This window comes from Enterococcus sp. DIV0358, from assembly GCF_051713465.1.
GTDB classification, from domain to species: Bacteria; Bacillota; Bacilli; order Lactobacillales; family Enterococcaceae; genus Enterococcus; species Enterococcus faecalis.
On the sequence record NZ_JBIOPX010000001.1, the window covers coordinates 2701855 to 2720935 of the forward strand.

12 protein-coding genes are annotated in these 19081 nt (G+C 39.7%); 5 read left to right on the plus strand and 7 right to left on the minus strand.

From position 1 onward, the window contains the following. Positions 1–5: 5 nt before the first annotated feature. From IGK70_RS13035 to pplA, 6 genes are all read right to left on the minus strand, one after another. Positions 6–3788 carry a WxL domain-containing protein gene (locus IGK70_RS13035; RefSeq protein WP_104855534.1) on the minus strand — a complete coding sequence of 1261 codons (3783 nt, stop codon included), beginning with the start codon at positions 3786–3788 and terminating at the stop codon, positions 6–8. A gap of 479 nt (positions 3789–4267) precedes the next feature. Further along, a complete protein-coding gene (locus IGK70_RS13040; RefSeq protein ID WP_104874158.1) occupies positions 4268–7336 on the minus strand; it encodes a WxL domain-containing protein in 3069 nt (1022 codons plus the stop codon). Then, on the minus strand, positions 7317–7700 hold the full coding sequence (locus IGK70_RS13045; protein WP_010826817.1) for an LPXTG cell wall anchor domain-containing protein: 384 nt from the start codon (positions 7698–7700) through the stop codon (positions 7317–7319). The genes IGK70_RS13040 and IGK70_RS13045 overlap by 20 nt, the downstream gene beginning before the upstream one ends. Positions 7701–8085: 385 nt before the next feature. After that, positions 8086–9033, minus strand: a complete 948-nt coding sequence (gene menA, locus IGK70_RS13050; protein ID WP_002415402.1) for a 1,4-dihydroxy-2-naphthoate polyprenyltransferase — start codon at positions 9031–9033, stop codon at positions 8086–8088. Between the two features lie 13 nt (positions 9034–9046). Next, the gene (locus IGK70_RS13055; RefSeq protein ID WP_002354751.1) at positions 9047–10114 is read right to left on the minus strand and encodes an FAD:protein FMN transferase; all 1068 of its coding nucleotides are present in this window, start codon (positions 10112–10114) and stop codon (positions 9047–9049) included. 255 nt (positions 10115–10369) lie between these two features. Further along, entirely contained in the window at positions 10370–11299 is a 930-nt protein-coding gene (pplA, locus tag IGK70_RS13060; protein ID WP_002367507.1) for an extracellular electron transfer flavoprotein PplA, read from the minus strand. 277 nt (positions 11300–11576) lie between these two features. Here pplA and IGK70_RS13065 point away from each other — a divergent pair, with 277 nt between their 5' ends. From IGK70_RS13065 to IGK70_RS13080, 4 genes are all read left to right on the plus strand, one after another. Next, positions 11577–13511 (plus strand): NAD(P)/FAD-dependent oxidoreductase, encoded by a 1935-nt coding sequence (locus IGK70_RS13065; protein WP_104874157.1) that lies wholly within the window; start codon positions 11577–11579, stop codon positions 13509–13511. A 217-nt stretch (positions 13512–13728) separates the two neighbouring features. After that, positions 13729–14151, plus strand: coding sequence for a NusG domain II-containing protein (locus IGK70_RS13070; protein WP_002354745.1), 423 nt, complete (start codon positions 13729–13731; stop codon positions 14149–14151). Between the two features lie 11 nt (positions 14152–14162). Further along, on the plus strand, positions 14163–14720 hold the full coding sequence (locus IGK70_RS13075) for a Gx transporter family protein (RefSeq protein WP_002354743.1): 558 nt from the start codon (positions 14163–14165) through the stop codon (positions 14718–14720). Between the two features lie 37 nt (positions 14721–14757). Then, positions 14758–15744, plus strand: coding sequence for a polyprenyl synthetase family protein (locus IGK70_RS13080; RefSeq protein ID WP_104855533.1), 987 nt, complete (start codon positions 14758–14760; stop codon positions 15742–15744). Between the two features lie 700 nt (positions 15745–16444). Here IGK70_RS13080 and IGK70_RS13085 read toward each other — a convergent pair. Continuing rightward, positions 16445–17980, minus strand: a complete 1536-nt coding sequence (locus tag IGK70_RS13085; protein ID WP_101008638.1) for an Ig-like domain-containing protein — start codon at positions 17978–17980, stop codon at positions 16445–16447. A gap of 276 nt (positions 17981–18256) precedes the next feature. Between IGK70_RS13085 and IGK70_RS13090 the strand changes: the two genes are divergently transcribed. Beyond that, a complete protein-coding gene (locus IGK70_RS13090) occupies positions 18257–18991 on the plus strand; it encodes a trypsin-like serine protease (RefSeq protein WP_202550955.1) in 735 nt (244 codons plus the stop codon). Positions 18992–19081: the final 90 nt, after the last annotated feature.

The window sequence follows — 19081 nt, forward strand, 5'->3', positions numbered from 1 at the left end:
TTATTTTATGGGCCAGTCACTAAATTCCACGTGACTGCGGCTTGGTATTGTTGACTAGCCATTCCTTGGTTGGCTGGCACTTCTAATTTGATGTTATCAAACATAAAGTCCAGCTGATAGACATCACTACCTGTGAATTGTTGGTTTGCGACAACAGATGTTGCGGTATTGTCGGCAGTTAAAGTCACAGTGCTGGTCTTGCCAATTGGTGTACTGCTTTCTGTCGGTTGGTTGTAATCGGCAAAGCTGGTAGCATCGGCAGTACCTAGCAACAAACGAGTCGTTGTTGGCAAGCTATCCGCCACTGATTTTGGTTGCGACAGTTGCGCTGTTAAACTCCAATTATCTTGACTAGTATTCAGTCGTAAAAACGGATTCCGTGTACCATTACCGTAGTAATCTGCAGCTTTCTTCAAGCCATATTGTTGCTTACTTCCTGAAATCGGTAATTTACCAAAATCAAACGTTGGCGTGCTGATGAAACCATCACCGTCAGGACTCGTGACTTCTTGATCTAAATCCTTAATACGGACCGTATCTTTGGCAGTTAAACTGCCAAAGTTGCCCGTCACGGAGACTTCAGCGGTTAAAACTTGGCCTGGTTTGCCTGTAACGGTCGTTCCTAATAAGTTCATTTTTAATTGACCGCCGGCTGGTAAAGGCTGATCCAGCGTGATTGTCACACCTGCATCTGTCGCCCATTGTTCTTTCTTAACGGGAATATCTTTCGTATTTTGGCCAGTCCCTTGAACAGCTACCGCATTGGGTGCGCTGATACCAGCTACCCATGTTGCCGTTGGCTTGATTTTAATGGTAGTTAATGGTGCTTCGCCTGTGTTCTTCAGTAATACTTCCCAGTGATCCATTGTTGCGTCGTTTTCAATCACTTCAACAGCGCCTGTTAAAGCTAATTCTGCGGTAGGAATCGCTTCTTGATACACCGCCGTCATATCGTCATCATCATCAAATGTTGGTGTAAAGCTTGGTGTCATTGTCGTTTTTAATGTTGCTGGTTTATTTTTGCCTTTAAACCAGCCCTGGAAGACATACGTTTTAGCCCCAGCTTGGTAGGTTCTCGGCAAGGCTTTTGCAGAGGTGTAGGTATAGTCTTCACTATCCATTATCAGCTGATTCCCTTGCGTAAAACCATTTGGTGGCGTGATTTCTGTGCCACTGTCGTCCACAAAATGTTCTGTGACTCGCCGATTCGTGACATAATAAAACAACGGAAGATCAACTGTTGCTTGATAACTATATTCTGAATCACCTTTTTTTCTAATGGCCGCATGACTGATGACAGAAAAGACCTTCTCACCTTCCGAATCAGCGAGCGGGCTCTGAAGGAGCGTCCAAGTATTATTACCATTGTTGACATTTGTATCATAGTACATTGCGTTAGGTGCTAAACTTTCTTGCATCCTACCTGTTTGCAGATTAATCCGATTAATTTTTGCAACTGGATATTTATTTTCTAATAAAGCAGGCGCTTCACTGGTGATTCCTTTATAGTATTTTGGAATCCTAATTTTGGTATCACTCAATCCATAAAAACTCTCATGATCCGTTTTAATAAAATCTTTCGCAGGTGTTTTTAACACTTTATAATCTGTTATATCCTCTGCCGTCAAAGGAACAGGAACCGTAATTTCGTCCATAAAATCATACGTTAACGTACTCGTGACCTCAAAATCTTTGGGGTCAAGTAAATTCCCTTCTTCATCGACAAAACCAAAACGAAGCTCACTTTCCTGGACTTGCGCAATTTCTTCATAAACAACCGTTAAATCATCTTGGTCATCATAAGTGACAGGATAACTTGGTGTCTCACTTTCCTTTAAAGTTGTCGGTTTGATTTTCCCTTTGTACCACCCCTTTAACTGATACGTCTTATCCTCTGTCTTGTAGATAGATGGCAAGGCTTGATTACTTGTATAAGTGAAGTCATCACGATCAATAATGGTTTTCTTTCCTTGCGTAAAGCCAGTTGGCGGCGTGATTTCTGCACCACTGTCGTCCACAAAGTGTTCAGTAATACGGCGATTTTCTAAGTAATAATACATCGTATCATCTGTCGTAAAATAAGTAGACTGCGCTTCCGTCGTTGCCATACTTAAAGCTGCACTAAATACCGTTTTGGTACTATCTTGTTCCCAATAACTTCCAAACATCTGATAGCTATGAGGAGTCGTTGAATTATACAAACGATAACGAGAGCCATCGGTTATTATCCGTTCATCGGCATTCCCATTCACATATCTTAGCATTGTTGTTGCCACGGGATAGGCTGTGGTTGAACCAGTATAAAATGAACCTGGCGTGACTGTAGGAGTTTTATAGCGCTTGGGTAGGGTTAAACGAAAATTGGTTGTTCCAGAAGAAGCCTGTTTAAATTTAGGTACGTAAGTTAACGTTTGACTTGGAACAGTTAACTGCTTTAAATTATCTACATTGACACCTGTAGCTGTCCCCACATTCTGTGCCGTTTCGTTCACGACAGTTGTTAGATTCGTTTGGATCTCGACGTTCGTTGGTGAAATCAGAGCCCCTTTTTCATCCACAAACCCAAAATTGTACTTCACTTCAGGAAAAATGCTGGTCATTTCTTGCACTTCATCATAGAAAATATAGAGATTGTCGGCCCCATCATAGGTCACATCAAATTCTGGTGTCAGCGAGGTTTCTAACTTGACTGCTTTCGGGTCCGCTGGTCTCGATGCCCCTTTGTACCACCCTTTAAACTGAAAATGACGATTGCCAGAACTAAAGAATTCTGGAAAAGCGATTGGTGCTTTATAGTGAAAATTTTCAGAATCAATCACCGTTTTTGACAACGTGGCATTGTACCCTGTCGGATACGCTGGTAAGCCGTTCGGTGTCATGTCATTATAATAAATGTTCACCCGTTTGTTAGGTACATAATAATAAATGTGATCATCCGTAGTCAGATAAGCAGGTGTACCGCCTGCAGTAGCCATATTAAAGCCACGGGCAAACATATTTTCCGCTGGATCATTGGTCCACTTAGAACGAGAAAAAATAAACTGATTAGGTGTACTTGATTCAAACATGTTCAGCCTTGCGCCTGTGGTTTCCTCATTCGATACTTCCCCCGTCAGAGATAGCTGTTTCGTCACTGCCATCGGGTAGACTTGCCCAGTGTAATTCGCACTGGGCGTGACTTTTGGAACATTATAGAACCGTGGCAAAGTAATCTTTTCATTTTGGATGCCAGAAAACTCATAACTCTCTGTCGCTGTATCCCCAGACAAAGCTACTTTCGGCACCGTCATTTGCTTTGTCGTTCCCACGTTATTAGTGGCCACGGCCCCAACTTTCGTCAAAGCGCCTTGCATAGTAAACTTCATAATATCCCCAGTAATCGAAACTTTCGCCGGATCAATAAAACGACCACTTTCATCTAAAAACGACATTTTGTACGTCTTCTCTGGAATATCGACTGTCTGCACTGCTCGCTGCGCACGCAGTGATTCTGGTGTATTGACTGGTATTGGACTCGTCTCTGGCGTTTCTGCTTGCCCGACTACTTGTTCAGTCTGTTCTGGTAGCTCTTCATCAGCTGGCGGCACGCCTGCTTCCGTATCTGCCTCTGGAAAAGAAGCAGACGCCCGTCCTTGAACCCCCTCTGATGGGACTGCTGTTTGGTGGTCCTCTCCCTGAACATCTGGGGCCGCCATGGTTTCAGCGACTGCTGAAATACCATTAAGTGAACTTATTAATAAGGAACAACACAAAGCGGTTACGAATACTTTTTTTACTTTTTGATTCATGCTATTCTCCTTTTAGTATGTATATTTTTTATTAGTCTATGTACAGCTTTTTATTTTCTATATTATTCTATCAAAAAAGTCGTTCCTTGAAATTTCAAATTTTAATACGGTTAGTCGATTTTTCCAACGATTCCTGTTATACCAAGGTGGAAGAGCCTTTTTTTTCGAAAAAACGCCTGAGTTCCAGGGAAAAATCACCATTTTTCTCTTAATCTCCTGCGAAATTCCTTAATATTCGCCACAAAAAGCTCAGAATGTCAGTCACAAACACTAACATTTTGAGCTTTTCTCACAATTTCTTTACTATTAAAAAGCAAGTAAAAAGAAATGACTGCACAGTCATTTCAAAAAGACTAATTATTGTTACCCTTCTTAACCGCTCTCTTTGCGTTTCTATTATGGCACAATGACCATAATCAGACTATCAATAAAAAATACTCGAGCCTCCTCTTTTTCTGAAGCTCGAGTATTTTTTATTTTTACGGGCCAGTTACTAAATTCCACGTAACTGCGGCTTGGTATTGTTGACCAGACATTCCTTGGTTAGCTGGTACTTCTAGTTTGATGGTATCAAACACAAAGTCCAGTTGATAGACATCACTGCCAGTGAATTGCTGATTGGCAATAATGCTGGTGGCCGCGTTATTTGCAGTTAAGTTAATTGCACTCGTAGTGCCGACCGTGTTTTTCAACTCTGTTGGTTGATTGTAATTAGAGAAACTTGACACAGGAGCCGCACCTAACAATAAGCGGGTCGCTGTTGGTAGGCTGTCCGCCGCTGATTTTGGTTGCGACAGTTGTGCCGTTAAACTCCAATTCGGTTGGGTTTTGTTAATTCGGACATAGGGATTGCGGGTGCCATTGCCATAGTAATCAGCGGCTTTCTTCAAGCCATGTTGCTTCGTAGCGCTAGCAACGCCAACTTGACCAAAATCGAAAGTTGGTACACTGATAAATCCTTCTCCCGTTGGTTCCGTTGGTTCCTTTATTTCTTGATCTAAATCTCTAATCCGAACAGTATCTGATGCAGTCAGTTTATTGAAGTTCCCTGACACTTCCACAGCGGCTTTGAGCACTTGGTTTGGTTGTCCTGTAACTTTGGTTCCTATAAGATTAATCGTTAGTTGTCCCCCAACAGGAAGACTACTGTCTAAAGGAATCTCAAAACCTGTTTCCCACTGTTCTTTCGTAATTGGTCGAACTTTCGTATTTTGACCAGTACCTAAAATAAACAGTTCCGTGGGTGTACTAATTCCAGACTCCCAGTCAGCGGTTGGTTTAATCTTAATTGAAGTTAAAGGTGCTTCTCCAGTATTTTTTAGGAGCACTTCCCAATATTCCATGGTTGCGCCATTGTCAATGACATCGACTGCACCACGCATCGTTAAGTTAGCGCTGATGCTCGCTTCTTTGTAGACTGCTGTCATATCGTCATTGTCATCAAACGTTGTGTTATACGTTGGCGTAGTGCTGGTGGTCAACGTATTCGGTTTCGTTTTGCCTTTGTACCAGCCTTGGAAGACGTAGGTTTTGCCATCTGCTGAATAACTAGCTGGTAAAGCTTTTGCACTCGTGTACTTGAAGGTGTCGCTGGTCATCGAAATCTGGTTGCCTTGGGTGAAACCAGTTGGTGGCGTGATTTTCGCACCAGTGGCATCAACAAAATTCTCAGTGACCTTGCGATTAGTTAAGTGATAGTAAACTGGACCACTAAGAGACACATATACTAACCTTCCAGAAACAATATCGACACTATTAATTGATCTACGTAAAAATTCTGGGTATTTTACACTAGGATCCACCACTGAATAGGTCTCTTTTGGCGTATAACTCTGATCGGATCTTTGTGTTACTGTTAGCCAATTAATTACTGATGCTTCAGTCAGAACCTCGTCAGCAATGTTACTATAATTCCTAGTATATACTGGTAATGGATAGCTTGGATTAATCTTGCCTGTTTTATCGTAAAGGTTTAATGATTGATAGTACCTTGGAAGTTTGATTGAGAAATTAGAATATGCATCTCCATTCCATCCTGATTCAGAAGGACGAGCTATAGATGTTGCTGATAGTGTAACATTTTTTAAGTCGCCTACTGTTGTGGCACTTTGATTGGTGGCAATGGTACCAAAAGAAACAGTAGCATCTGCTCCTCCAGTTCCTCTTCTATAAGCAATACTTTTGTAATCGTAGGTGATATTAATATCGCCAGGATTTACTAATTTTCCTGCTTCATTCACGAAGCCAAATTGATAGGTTACTTCTGGGAAGTTGGCTTCCTCATACACCACATTTAAATCATCATTACCATCATACGTGACAGCATAACTTGGTGTTTTCGTAGTTTTTAAAGTTGTTGGTTTGGTTTTCCCTTTGTACCAGCCTTTGAATTTGTAGGTTTTGCCGTTAGCTTGGTAAGTGTCTGGTAACGCTTTGGCACTGGTATAAGTAAAATTGTTACTTGTCATCGGTGTTTTCTTATTCTGAGTGAAACCTGTGGGTGGTGTAATGGCCACCCCCGCTCCATCGACAAATTTTTCAGTGACTTGTTTCCGAGTGACTTTATAAATCATTTTTGATTTAATTGTATTTGTCCCATCAAAGCCATATAACGAAATAAACGCATAATCTGAACCTACATGGTCACCACTTGATATTGCCAAGGTATTTGGTCGTATGATTTCAAAAAAGCCCGACGCATTTTTTTTGAACGTCATATCTACATTTCCTTTACTATTTGTTTCATTGAGTGGAACTGCTTCCCCTTTCTCGATACTATTGTCAAAAATGCCTGTTATTAGATGGTATCCTTTGTACCGATAAGCACTCCAGTAACTGCCTGTAAACTCATACTTAATGCTGTCCACAAACTTCAAGGATGTGGCAATACTTAATTTATCTAGTCTAAATGTTACATAATACTTATTATTAGGAGTTGTTCCACCAGGGCCATACTTTTCTAACATTTGCGGAGTCAAGGGAACCCCCGTACTGTTATTAATACTTAAAATATAGGACCCCGTACCATTTATCTGAGCCGATAGTTTATTATAAGGTGCAGGTAATGTAACTATCTCCCCACCTGTACCACCTCTATGTGCTTGATAGTTTCCAGTAAAAAATGATAAAGGTGTTGTAAAAGGTGCACCAGTTTCATCCACAAAATCATACTGAACTTTCGGATAAACAACTGTTTTTAACGGAATCCCTCTTGACTCGATTTTGGGTAGGGTTTCCTCTAAGGGTGACGTTGTAGCCTCGGTTGGTTGCGCGACTTCTTTTTGATTGTCTTCTTCTGAGGTATCCTGCGATGTAGCTTCCGTTTCTTTATGCTCTTGTTGATTTTTTGCTTCTTTTGTTTGTTCTGTTTGTTCTACTTTTGTTTTTTTCTCTGTTTCTGTTGTGGCTTCACTTGCCACTGTTTCGGCCGTCGGACTACTTTCAATCGTCACAGTTTCGGCAATAGCCGTAATTCCTGTGAATGAATTGGCTAATAACGAGCAACATAATCCCAATGTTGCTAAGTGTCTAAACTTGATCTGTTTCATGCTGCCCCTTCTTTCTATGTACCATTCCCACAAGGCCAATTAAGGCTAAGCCGAGAATGCTAAGATTTACCTGACTCTTGCTCCCTGTGCTAGGGAGCTGCGAGCCAGTCGTGGTGGCTTGTGCCGAACCACCACCTGAATGACCTCCTTGTGGAGTGCCAGCTTGTCCCTTTGCTTTCCCCTGCGGACTAGCGGCTGGCGCATCTGTTTTCGGCGAGGGCTTTTGGGGAGCGACTTTCGCTGGATTTTTTCGATAGAATTCCACCCCCACCGAACTAGAACCACCATCAGATGCTTCAACATTTATAAAAAAACTAGGGGAAAATAGTAGGCACGCAATAATTAAATAACGCTTTTTTTTCATTTTAAAACCTCCTTTTAAATCAACAACAGATTTGAGCTGGTGTTTATCGAATGCTCAAACAACCTTTTTTCATACCTCTATAATAACAAAGAAATCCCTTTGAGAAATTGACGATTTTTACGCACCCCATGCGAATTTTTTGAAATATAGTGACAGAACAGCGTTTACAGGCATGTTATTTAATTATCGACCAACAGGAATGTTGTTTCCCACCTGTTTTTCTCTGAAACCACTCTTTCAAAGTTTAATTTTTTGTTCTTTTTAACGAGAAAAGCTCAAAATGTTAGTATTGACTACTAACATTTTGAGCTTTTCTTAACTATTTTGAAGAAACTTCTTGAAAAAAAACAAGATTTTTTTCGCATTCTGCGCATTTTTTTAGAGTTTAACCAATCAGGGCACTGATTAATAGCCCTAAGGCATAGGTGCCATTGAAAACCATTAAGTTCTTAATGGAATGGCGGAAACTTTTCGGCTGCGGCAATTCTTGTTTAAACGTTTGAATATTTTTCCAAATGACTGGCAGAGTGGCAAACGTGATTAACACGGGCCATTGATAAATACCACTAATGAAGCCGAATAAAATCACCAGATAACCAGCTAACGCTAATACTTGAAACAGGACAATCCCTGCTGGGCGCCCGATGTAATAGACTAACGTATAACGGTGGTTCTCAATATCCGTATCTAAGTCCCGTAAATTATTGGCGAGCATGATGTTAGCAATCGAACAGACCAAGGGCAAGGAAGCCACGACAATCGCAAGCACCGCCCAGAGATTGCCGTCTAAGCGAAAGGCGCCACTGGCGAAATCAACCGTTAAGTAAAACGGCGGCTTGGTGACGACGTTCAAGTAAACGGTTAAGACGAAGATGCCTAAGCCCATCGTGAAGCCACTGAAAATTTCTCCCAAGGGCATGCGGGATAACGGAATCGGTCCATAAGTGTAGAAAATCCCGATGAAGCAGCAAATCCCGCCTAACACAAGGAAGAGCCAACCGGTTTGAACCGTTAAGTACGCACCCACAACGGCAGTGAAGGCAATCATGGCGAAAATCATGTTGCGAACTAGTTGTGGTGAAACGCCTGATTGTCCGATAATATTTTCTTCATATTTATAGACGTCTGATTTAGCTTTTTTGAAGTCCATGTAATTATTAATGGCAGTGGTGGCCATATCAAAGACCACCATGCCAATGAAGAAAACCAGCGTGTTGCCCCACTGAACTTCCCCGAAATAGGTCATTGAAAACAAGACCCCGATGATAAAGGGAAAGAGACTGGCAAGCTTCGTCTGAATTTCCACTACTTTTAAAAACACATTTAAAGACATTTTTAGTCGCTCCTTATTTCAAATCGGCCCGATTCCCCATCGTATAGCCAGAGTCTTTGCCGATTTCAAAGTTGCCTTCGATATCTTTGCTGATGTAGACTTTGTCGTCTTTTGTGACGAAAATGGCATCGGTTCCTTTCAGACTTTCGACATATTCTAGTCCTTTTTTGACGCCCATTGAGAAGACGGCTGTTGAGAGACCATCACCATCGATGGATTTGTCGGTGATAATGGTGACACCCGCGATGTCGTTATCAAACGGATAGCCGGTTTCACGATCGAAGAGATGGTGGTACGTTTTGCCATCGACTTTTAAGTAGCGTTCATAAATTCCTGATGTGACTAAGGTTTTGTTGCTTTCTTTGACTTGACCTAAAACAGTGTTGCGAGCTTTATTCGGATCTTGAATCCCGACTGTCCAGTCCATGTCTTTGCCACGTGGGCTATGTCCTAAGACGTAAACATTCCCGCCTAAATCGACAATAGCGGTAGTGACGCCGTTATCTTTCAGAACTTTCACGACTTCATCGGTAATGAAGCCTTTGGCAATTGCGCCTAAATCCAATTGCATGCCTTTTTCTTCAAGGTAAACGGTTTGCTCTTTGTCGTTGAATTTGACTTTCGTGTAATCGACAAGTTTCAAGGCTTGATCAATTTCGGCTTGGCTTGGTTTGCGGGCATCATCGAAGCCAATGTGCCACATAGAGGTGATTGGGCCAATTGCCATGTCAAAGCCGCCGCGGGAGTCTTTGCTATATTCATAGGCTTTTTTCAACAAAGGATACAGGTCATCTGAGACTTTGACTGGTTTCACGCCTGCTTCTTGGTTGATTTCATCAATTTCTGAACCTGGTTGGTTGACGGTGATTTTATCGCCTAGTTCTTTGACACGGGCAAAAGCTTTCGGTAAGACGTCTTCTTTGCCATCATCGTAGATGCGAATTTGAACGTAGGTACCAAGCATTGTTTGACGGTCAGAGTATGGTTCTGTATTAATTTTCGCTTCTGGTTTTGAGGAACAAGCAGCTGCCACAAACAGCACTGCTAGAACACTCACCATGAGCAGAAGTTTCTTTTTCATAGGATTCCCTCTTCTTTCCTTCTTTAATTAAAAAATAAGTTCTCTTGCATAGTAGCCTTTTTTGGAAAAAATGAAAAGTCTTTCTCTTGGAAATTCACAAATTTCTGTGAAAAAAATTTGTGAAATGATGGACAGAACTAGCGAAGAAAAAGGGGCGGGAAAGTCAGCCAACCGACTTTTTCCCAACCCCTCAATGGTGCTAAGTAATTGCTGAAAAGCATTTCAGGAACTACTTCACGATTCATTTATTTCTAATTATTTTGTTACGATGTTGTCAACAACGATTTCAGTTGTGTCGCCTTTTTCAGCAGCGTTCACTAATTGTTGTGCGTAGTTGATGAATGAATGTGTGCTGTGTGTTGCACCAGTTACCACTTCAACACCTGCAGGTGAGCCGTCTTCTTCGCCCATTGCTTTAACAAATTCTTTGTTTAATGTTTCGATATATTCTTTTGGTCCAACGCCAGTAACGTCTTTCATTTTGCTTTCGTATTCAGTGTCATCTTTTTTAGATTTGCCGTCAGCGTTCACATTATCGTAGTTAGATTCAGTCACTTTACCATCTTTCACAGTCATTGAGAATGTTGTGTGGTAGCCGTTTGAGTCATTTTTTTCTTTCAATGAGTACGTACCATCTTTCAATGTTGCCCCATTGTCGATTTCGATTGTGTCTGTGTTACCAGCTTGTGCTGCTTGGATTAATTGTTGTGCGTAGTTTTGGAATGATTCAGATGAATGAGTCGCGCCAGTTACTACTTCCACACCGCTTGCGCTTTGTGCTTTAACAAAAGAATCGTTTAATTGTTTGATGTATTCTTTTGGTCCAACACCAGATTTTGCTTTCATGCTTTCTTCATACTTAGTGTCTTCTGTTTTAGATTTGCCGTCAGCATTGATGTTGTCATATTTAGATTCAGTGATTTTGCCGTCTTTTACAGTCATTTCAAAGACTGCACGGTAACCATTTTTTTCATTTTTTTCTTCTAATTTATACGTACCATCTTTTAAATCGCCACCGGCAACTTTTTTCGCTGGTGCTGATGATTCAGTTGATTTTTTCGTTTCTGAAGATGCTGCGCTAGAAGAGTTCGTTGTGTTGTCTTTCTTGTCTGCGCCACAGCCTGCTAATACTAAACTAAATAATGCAATTGCCGCAAAACCTTTAACAAATTTATTCACTTTCATTGATAGTCACCTTTTCTTTCATGATTTTCACAAACATCAAAAGTTTGTGATACATTACACATTATAATGGTTTTAAAAACGTTGTCAAGACCATCCCCTAAAAATATTTACATTTCGGTCTTTTTTTCATCAAAAACTCATCGTTGGAGTAAATTTGTTGACAATTAAAATTTATATTAGACAAATTCGTGAAATACTTATATAATGTTAGTCGATTGTGTACTTATTAATCATTATCACTATTTTACTACTTACAATATTAAGGAGCGGATTGTCAATGACAAAGCAAAATATTGTCGTTGTAGGTGCTGGGTATGCTGGCGTTTCAGCTACTAAATTTCTAGCAAAGAAATTTAAAAAAGATACGGACGTAACAATCACATTGATTGATCGCCATTCTTACCACACTATGATGACCGAATTGCATGAAGTAGCAGGCGGACGTGTTGAACCAGAAGCAATTCAATACGACTTACAACGTTTGTTCTCACGCAAGAAAAACGTAAAATTGGTAACAGATACTGTTACTGGGATCGACAAAGAAAACAAAGTTGTGAAAACTTTAGCAGGTTCTTATCCATTTGACCAGTTAATTCTGGGTATGGGTGGCGAACCAAACGACTTTGGAACACCAGGCGTGAAAGAAAATGGTTTCACCTTATGGTCATTTGATGATGCAGTGAAAATTCGTCATCACATTGAAGCAACCGTTGCTAAAGCAGCCATCGAACCAGATGCTGAAGTACGCAAAGCAATGTTAACATTCGTTGTCTGTGGTTCTGGTTTTACTGGGATCGAAATGGTCGGTGAATTAATCGACTGGAAAGATCGTTTAGCGAAAGATGCCAAAATTGATCCAGACGAAATTACATTAATGGTTGTTGAAGCAATGCCAACCATCTTAAACATGTTATCTCGTAACGATGCTGCCAAAGCAGAACGTTATCTAGAAAAGAAAAATGTTCAATTATTATTGAACTCACCAATCGTTGAAGTTGCAGCAGATCACATTAAATTAAAAGATGGTTCTGAAGTACCAACGCATACGTTAATCTGGACAGCTGGTGTGAAAGCAACTTCTGATGCCGCTGACTTTGGTTTAGAAGCAGCACGTGGTAGTCGTTTAGTTGCGAATGAATACATGCAAGCAAAAGGCTACGAAGACAAAAACATTTATATCATTGGTGACTTGGTTTATTACGAAGAAACACCAAACACACCAACTCCTCAAATCGTTCAAGCAGCTGAACAAACAGGTCATACTGCGGCTGCCAACATCGTTGCAGATATTAAAGGCGGCGAAAAACACGCCTTTAAAGGAAACTACCAAGGATTCATGGTTTCCATCGGCGCGAAATGGGGCGTTGCCAACTTATTCGATAAAATTCATTTGAGTGGTTTCTTAGCCATCATTATGAAACATATCGTTAACTTGAAATACTTCTTTGATATTCGTTCTGGTTACTACATGTTCCAATACATTATGCACGAAATCTTCCATATTAAAGATGATCGTTCTGTTGCTCGCGGACATACGTCTCGTTACGGCAATGTCTTGTGGAGTGTTCCGCTACGTGTCTTCTATGGTATGGTTTGGTTAGTCGAATCAATGAAGAAAATTGTCGGCAACGGCGATTACTTGAAACCAAGCACTTGGTTTGGTGATGGTTCTTGGTTCACAGATAAAGTCGTTTTCCCATTCCCTTGGTTACAAGAACAAGTAACAACAGGTGCTTCTCAAGCAACTGAAACAGCAACAACTGCTGCAAGTGGTGCGGCAAGCGGTGGTGCCGATGCGGCAACACAAGCAGCGCACTTTGGTTTAAGCTACGCTTACGGCGAAACACCAATGCAAGTGTTTGATCACATGCCTAAATGGTTCGAAAGCGTAATGAAATTTATGATGCCAAACCAAGAAGTTGCTTTGTTCATGCAAAAATTCATGACAATCGTTGAAGTATGTATTGCTTTAGCATTGATTGCTGGTTTATTCACTTGGTTATCAAGTGCTGCTACAATTGGTTTAACAATTGCCTTCTGTTTATCTGGCATGTTCTATTGGGTAAATATCTGGTTTATCTTTGTCGCTTTTGCTTTGATGAACGGTTCAGGCCGTGCTGTCGGTTTAGACCGCTGGGTAATTCCATGGATTCAACGCAAACTTGGTAAAGCGTGGTATGGTACCCCGAAAGCTAGATACGGCGGTAAGTAAGCAATCGATAATCGATTGACAACTACGAGCAAAAGCTGAGACACATGTCTCCAGCTGACTATCATAGGATTTAGTATGTGGGACAGCAGTCAAGCATGACTTTTGTCCCACATATTTTCTTTTATATAATATGGTGGCTCAACTGGAAAAGAATACTTCTTTTCCGTTCACTGTGTTATGATAGACAAGAAAAAAACACCAAAGGAGAGAGAAGAAAATGACGATCAAAGAATTCATTAAGAAAAGTCGCTTGAAAACATGGGACGTTATTATTATTGCTATTTTAGTTCTTGGTTCTTTTCTGCCCCTTGTTGTTTTTGCCATGCAAAACCGTGGTCAAGAAGCGGCTACGTATCAAGCAGTCTTGAAAGTAGACAACAAAGTAATCAAAGTCTTTGACTTAAAAAAGGACGGCCCGCATTATACATATAAATACGAAGCAAAAGACGGTGATTACAACCTGATTGAAGTAGATGGTGATCGTATCCGCGTGAAGGAAGCCAACTGTGCTGACTTAGTGGATGTTCGACGAGGCTGGATTTCCAAACCTGGTGAAACCCCGATTGCCTGTCTACCCCACAATTTGTTTATCACCGTGGAAGCTTCTGATGGGAGTGAAGACGGTAGCTTAATTTATTAAGCACGACAACTATGAGCAAATTACACAAGAATATTTATATTGCTATGCTCGTTGCCCAAGGGGTCATTATTGGTTTAATCGAAAATATGATTCCTTACCCTTTCGCATTTGCTCCTGGGGCAAAGCTCGGTCTAGCAAATTTAATTACTATTATTGCGATTTTCACCATGCGTAAGCGTGATAGTTTTTTCCTGGTCTGTTTACGTTTGATTTTAACGACATTACTGGGCGGTACACTTTCGACCTTTTTCTATAGTGCCAGTGGTGCCTTATTAAGTTATTTCGGCATGTTGCTTGTCAAGCAGCTGGGGCCAAAACGGGTCAGCATTATCGGGATTAGTGCCGTTGGTGGTTTCTTACACAACGTTGGTCAGTTGCTAACGACCTCTTTCTTTGCTCATTCGTGGGCGCCGATGCTGTACTTACCATTTTTATCTCTGTTTGGGTTACTCTCGGGGATTGCCATTGGGATTGCCGCTAATTATTTACTACAACATGTCCAGACGTTACGAAAATTCCAACTGAATTATGAACAAACAACGAAACATAAGTGGAGTCAATTTTTCTAATTGAAAACCTGTCCGCCACAATTAAAGGAGTCATCTTATGAATATACATCCTATGTGGAATACCTATCCTACGTTATCAAAAGAATTAACAACTACTCTTCGCTTGATGGAACAAGCGGTTCAAATCGATAATCAAGAGATTCAAGCTGCTGTCCATGACATGATTCATTCTGGCGGCAAATTGCTACGTCCAGCCTACCAACTGTTGTTCTCTTATTTTGGTGAACAGCGGGACCCTAAAAAGGCGACAGCGTTAGCGGCTTCCATTGAATTACTGCATACCGCCACGTTAGTTCACGACGATATTGTCGACGAAGCCGATACGCGTCGTGGCTTGCCAACATTGCGTTCGCGCTTTGGAAATAGCACAGCCGTGTATACAGGCGATTATCTTTTTGTTTGCTGTTTCAAGCTCTTATCTGATTATTCTTCTTCATTAAAAAGCATTCAATTAAATTCGCGCAGTATGGAAAAAGTCCTGACTGGTGAGCTTGGTCAAATGGACAATCGCTATAATTTCGAGGTAACGATTGACCAATATTTAAAAAATATTTCCGGGAAAACTGCGGAACTGTTTGCGCTAAGTTGTTTTGTCGGTGCCTATGAAAGTGGCACCTCCCAACGCTTTGCCAAACGTTGTGGTGAAATCGGCGAAAATATCGGACTGGCTTTTCAAATTATTGATGATATTTTGGACTATACACAAACTGCCGATGCTATCGGCAAACCCGTCTTAGAAGACGTACGTCAAGGCGTGTATTCTTTGCCCTTGATTTATGCACTTGAAGCCAATTGTGAAGTCTTGTTGCCACTTTTAATGAAAAAAGAAGCCTTGACCAATGAAGAAACACAGGAAATTTATCGTCTTGTCCATGAACTAGGTGGCGTAGAAAAGGCCCAACAATTAGCCACTCATTACACGGAAAAAGCGTTGAAAGAAATCAGCAAACTTCCTGAAACAAAGGCTAAGGCGAAAGAACAATTGTATGAAATTACACAAACGATTTTGACAAGAGAAAATTAATTCTCTCTTGTCATCTAATAATAACGAATTTTCTTCTCAGTTTATCTTACACTTACAAACAAGTGATAATCTTAACACTGAACATACTAAGATTAGAGGGTAAATTCATCGACGGATGAATTTACCCTCTATTGCTCTTTTAAGCGTATAGTTGTAAGTGAAGGGAAGATCGAACATGGCCTCTTGGACTTCGAAGTCGGGACAGAACTGTTTAGCTCCGAGAACCAAGTTGGTCTTGTCCATCACTTTCAAAGGACAAATTGCGACGAGTAACCGCAGGAGCAATTGTAAGGAATGAACTGCGACGAGTAACCGCAGGAGCACTTTCTTAGTTCTTCTTGATTCTCAACACTTGGAAGGATTAAGATACGCCTAACGCTTGTGTGAGAAAGTCAATTTTGGTTTATTGTTTTCTCCTCCAAAGGCTCGTCACAGTTTTATCCTTGTAAGTTCCGAAGGACCTTCACCAAGTAGGTACGTTAATTTCATTTGTTCTCATGCTTCACAGTGAAACATCGCAACTCTTAGAGCTGTAACTCTTTTGAAGGCTGGGCTGTGACGAGACGTATGTCGAGAAAGCACCTTAGAATTTATTGAGATTGAAGTAACGCATAATGTTGGTTCTGTTCCCGACGTTGATCAATTTTTAAGCGTGGGACAAAAATCACTTTGGATTTTTGTCCCACGCTCTTTTTTATGTTTATTTATTATATTTTGTTAGGATAATAAACGATAACATAGAAGCAACAATACCCACTATTATAAACATTTTATTTTCTACTTGACCTGTTTGAGGAAGGTGCTCTTTGAACGCTTTTTTAGATTTCGCGTTTTGTTTAGAATCTTTTGCTGTCTTAGTAAGTTTACGATTCATCTGACTATTCTGTTCTCTGTTGGATTCAAATGGGTTGGAGAAGTCACTGGTAATTGTTGCAGATGAATCAGAAATTTCTGTGTCATTTGTTTCTATATTTTTATTGTCTGTGGTCGTCAGTGTAGTCGAATCTCCTGTTAGGCTATCCGTTGATTCTATTGAAATATTTGACTCTTTTTCCAAAGTACTATCCGAAGAAGTAGAAGAGGCATTGTGTTCATTCGAATCTAAAGTCGAGTTTGACATGCTTTCAGAGGTTTCTATTACTGAATTATCTGTCACTTCAGGTTGACTTGAAATAGTATCACTCGAAGATACATTATTTTTCGTTTCTTCCGTTTGGGATTCAGAGTTACTAGAAGTTTCTGTAGTTGAATCAGAACTATTTGTAGTTGGGGTAGTACTTCCACCAATTCCAGTATCATTATTTTTTATAGTTAACAATGACTGTACACTTTCTGATTGGCTTTCACCATTTTCATCTCCCCACTTAAGAGTCGCATTGTTCGAAAAAGTACTACCTTTAGTATTTAGAAGTTGAGGGTTAGAAACACTCGTAAACATATCTACTACATACATTGTTTCAGAAGAAGGAATAAGGAGAGTCATCCCATTTTCTACCTCAGAAACTGTGTATTCAACGTCAGGCGTCATAGTTCGAACACGTTTATAAGACGTCTTAACATCATCTATCCAGATTCCTTCAGATACTTTAAGTGTCCCAGGCACATATTTTAATGCAGGATCAGTAATAATATCCTCTAGCTGTATATTGTTCATAAAAAGGCTATTTCTATTTATAATTATTGTCCAACGAATGCCGTTTTCTCCATTCGGCATTTTCTGGACAGTACCTTTTTTACTTATATTTTTTATCGAGTCGACAAGTTCAACTTCAATTGGGATAATCCCATTTTTAGAGTCAAATGTTAATGTATTTTTACCTAAGGACATTTTATTTGGTGTTGGCTTAAATTGGGCATTCAAATAACCTTTGATATCTGTTTTATTTTCCACAGTATCAATAAAAGTTATTATTATTTTCCCATCTTTATTCACGCCTGTCCCATATAGATTACCTTCTTCGTCATAAAAATTAAAATTAGGATCTCCCCAATATTCAATAGATTCAGGATAGTCAATTTCGAAAGTATCCCCAGACTTAATAGATACTCCAGATAAGTCAAAATCAAACTTAAATTTCATGCTATTGGCAGGTGTAAATTTCGGGCCATTTTGTAATGTCACATTGATTACTCCATCGTTATTAGTATAACTTGCTGCCTCCACACTGGGACTATTTATGAATAAAAAAGAAACGGCTAAGAATGTCATTGCAAAAAATATACGAAATTTTTTCATCTCTTTCTCCTTGTTAAGTTATTTAAAACCAATTTAACATTCTATATGAAAGTATTATTCAAATAAAGATATTTGCTTACATCTTTTTTTAATTATGATTGATTAAAATAAAGTGTGCTCACTATTAAATATTTATACCAATTCTCAAGAATCATAAAAATAATATATTTATATTCATTTTATTAATATATAATAAAACTTCAAATGATATAGAAAGAAGGATTCTACACGATGAAATACAAATTTTTTACTTTACCCATACTATCCTTGATGTGTGTGATTACTTTTTGGGGAGTAACAGCCCAAGCGAATGAAGAAAGTAACGAGCCAAATATTATAAAGATAATTGGGGATGATGACCGATTGAAAGTGGAGGATACGACTAAAACACCTTTTTCTAGTATTGCCTATACACAAATGTATATTGAAAATAATATGGTTTCTAGAGGTACATCTTTCGTGGTTGGAAAAAACACTTTATTAACAGCTGCTCATGTCGCAGAAAACTTCTTGACAGATTACGAAAAGCGCACACAGTCTTTTGTTGCACCAGGAAGAACTGGTTCAACATATCCTTATGGAAAATTTTTAATTGATTCAGTAATCATTCATCCGCAATACTTTTCAAGTGGTAAAATGGATAAATATGATATCGCCATTATTAAAACGAAACCAAATAACTCTGGCTTAAATATTAGCGACTTCGTACCTACTTTTTCTATCACGGACGCAACAGAAGTTGGAAAAACTGCTTTCATCAGTGGTTATGGTGCAGATAAAGCAAGAGAACAATGGTATCATACAGGAACCATTCTTGATATTGATGATTTAGATATATCTTATGATACAGATGCTGTTGGCGGTAATTCAGGAAGCCCGATTTTTAATAGTAATGGCCAAATTATTGGGGTCCATGTTTCTGGTAAATCAAAGAATGGTATAGGCATTAAAAATATTGGTGCCAGAGTAACAGGAGAAAATTATTTGTTTATAAAAGCTAACATCTATTAAACAAAAATATCAAAATACTTAGCCACTCAGTTATGTTCTCGATATAAGAAAGCTGAAATTCGTATGAAATTACACAAAATGATTTTGACA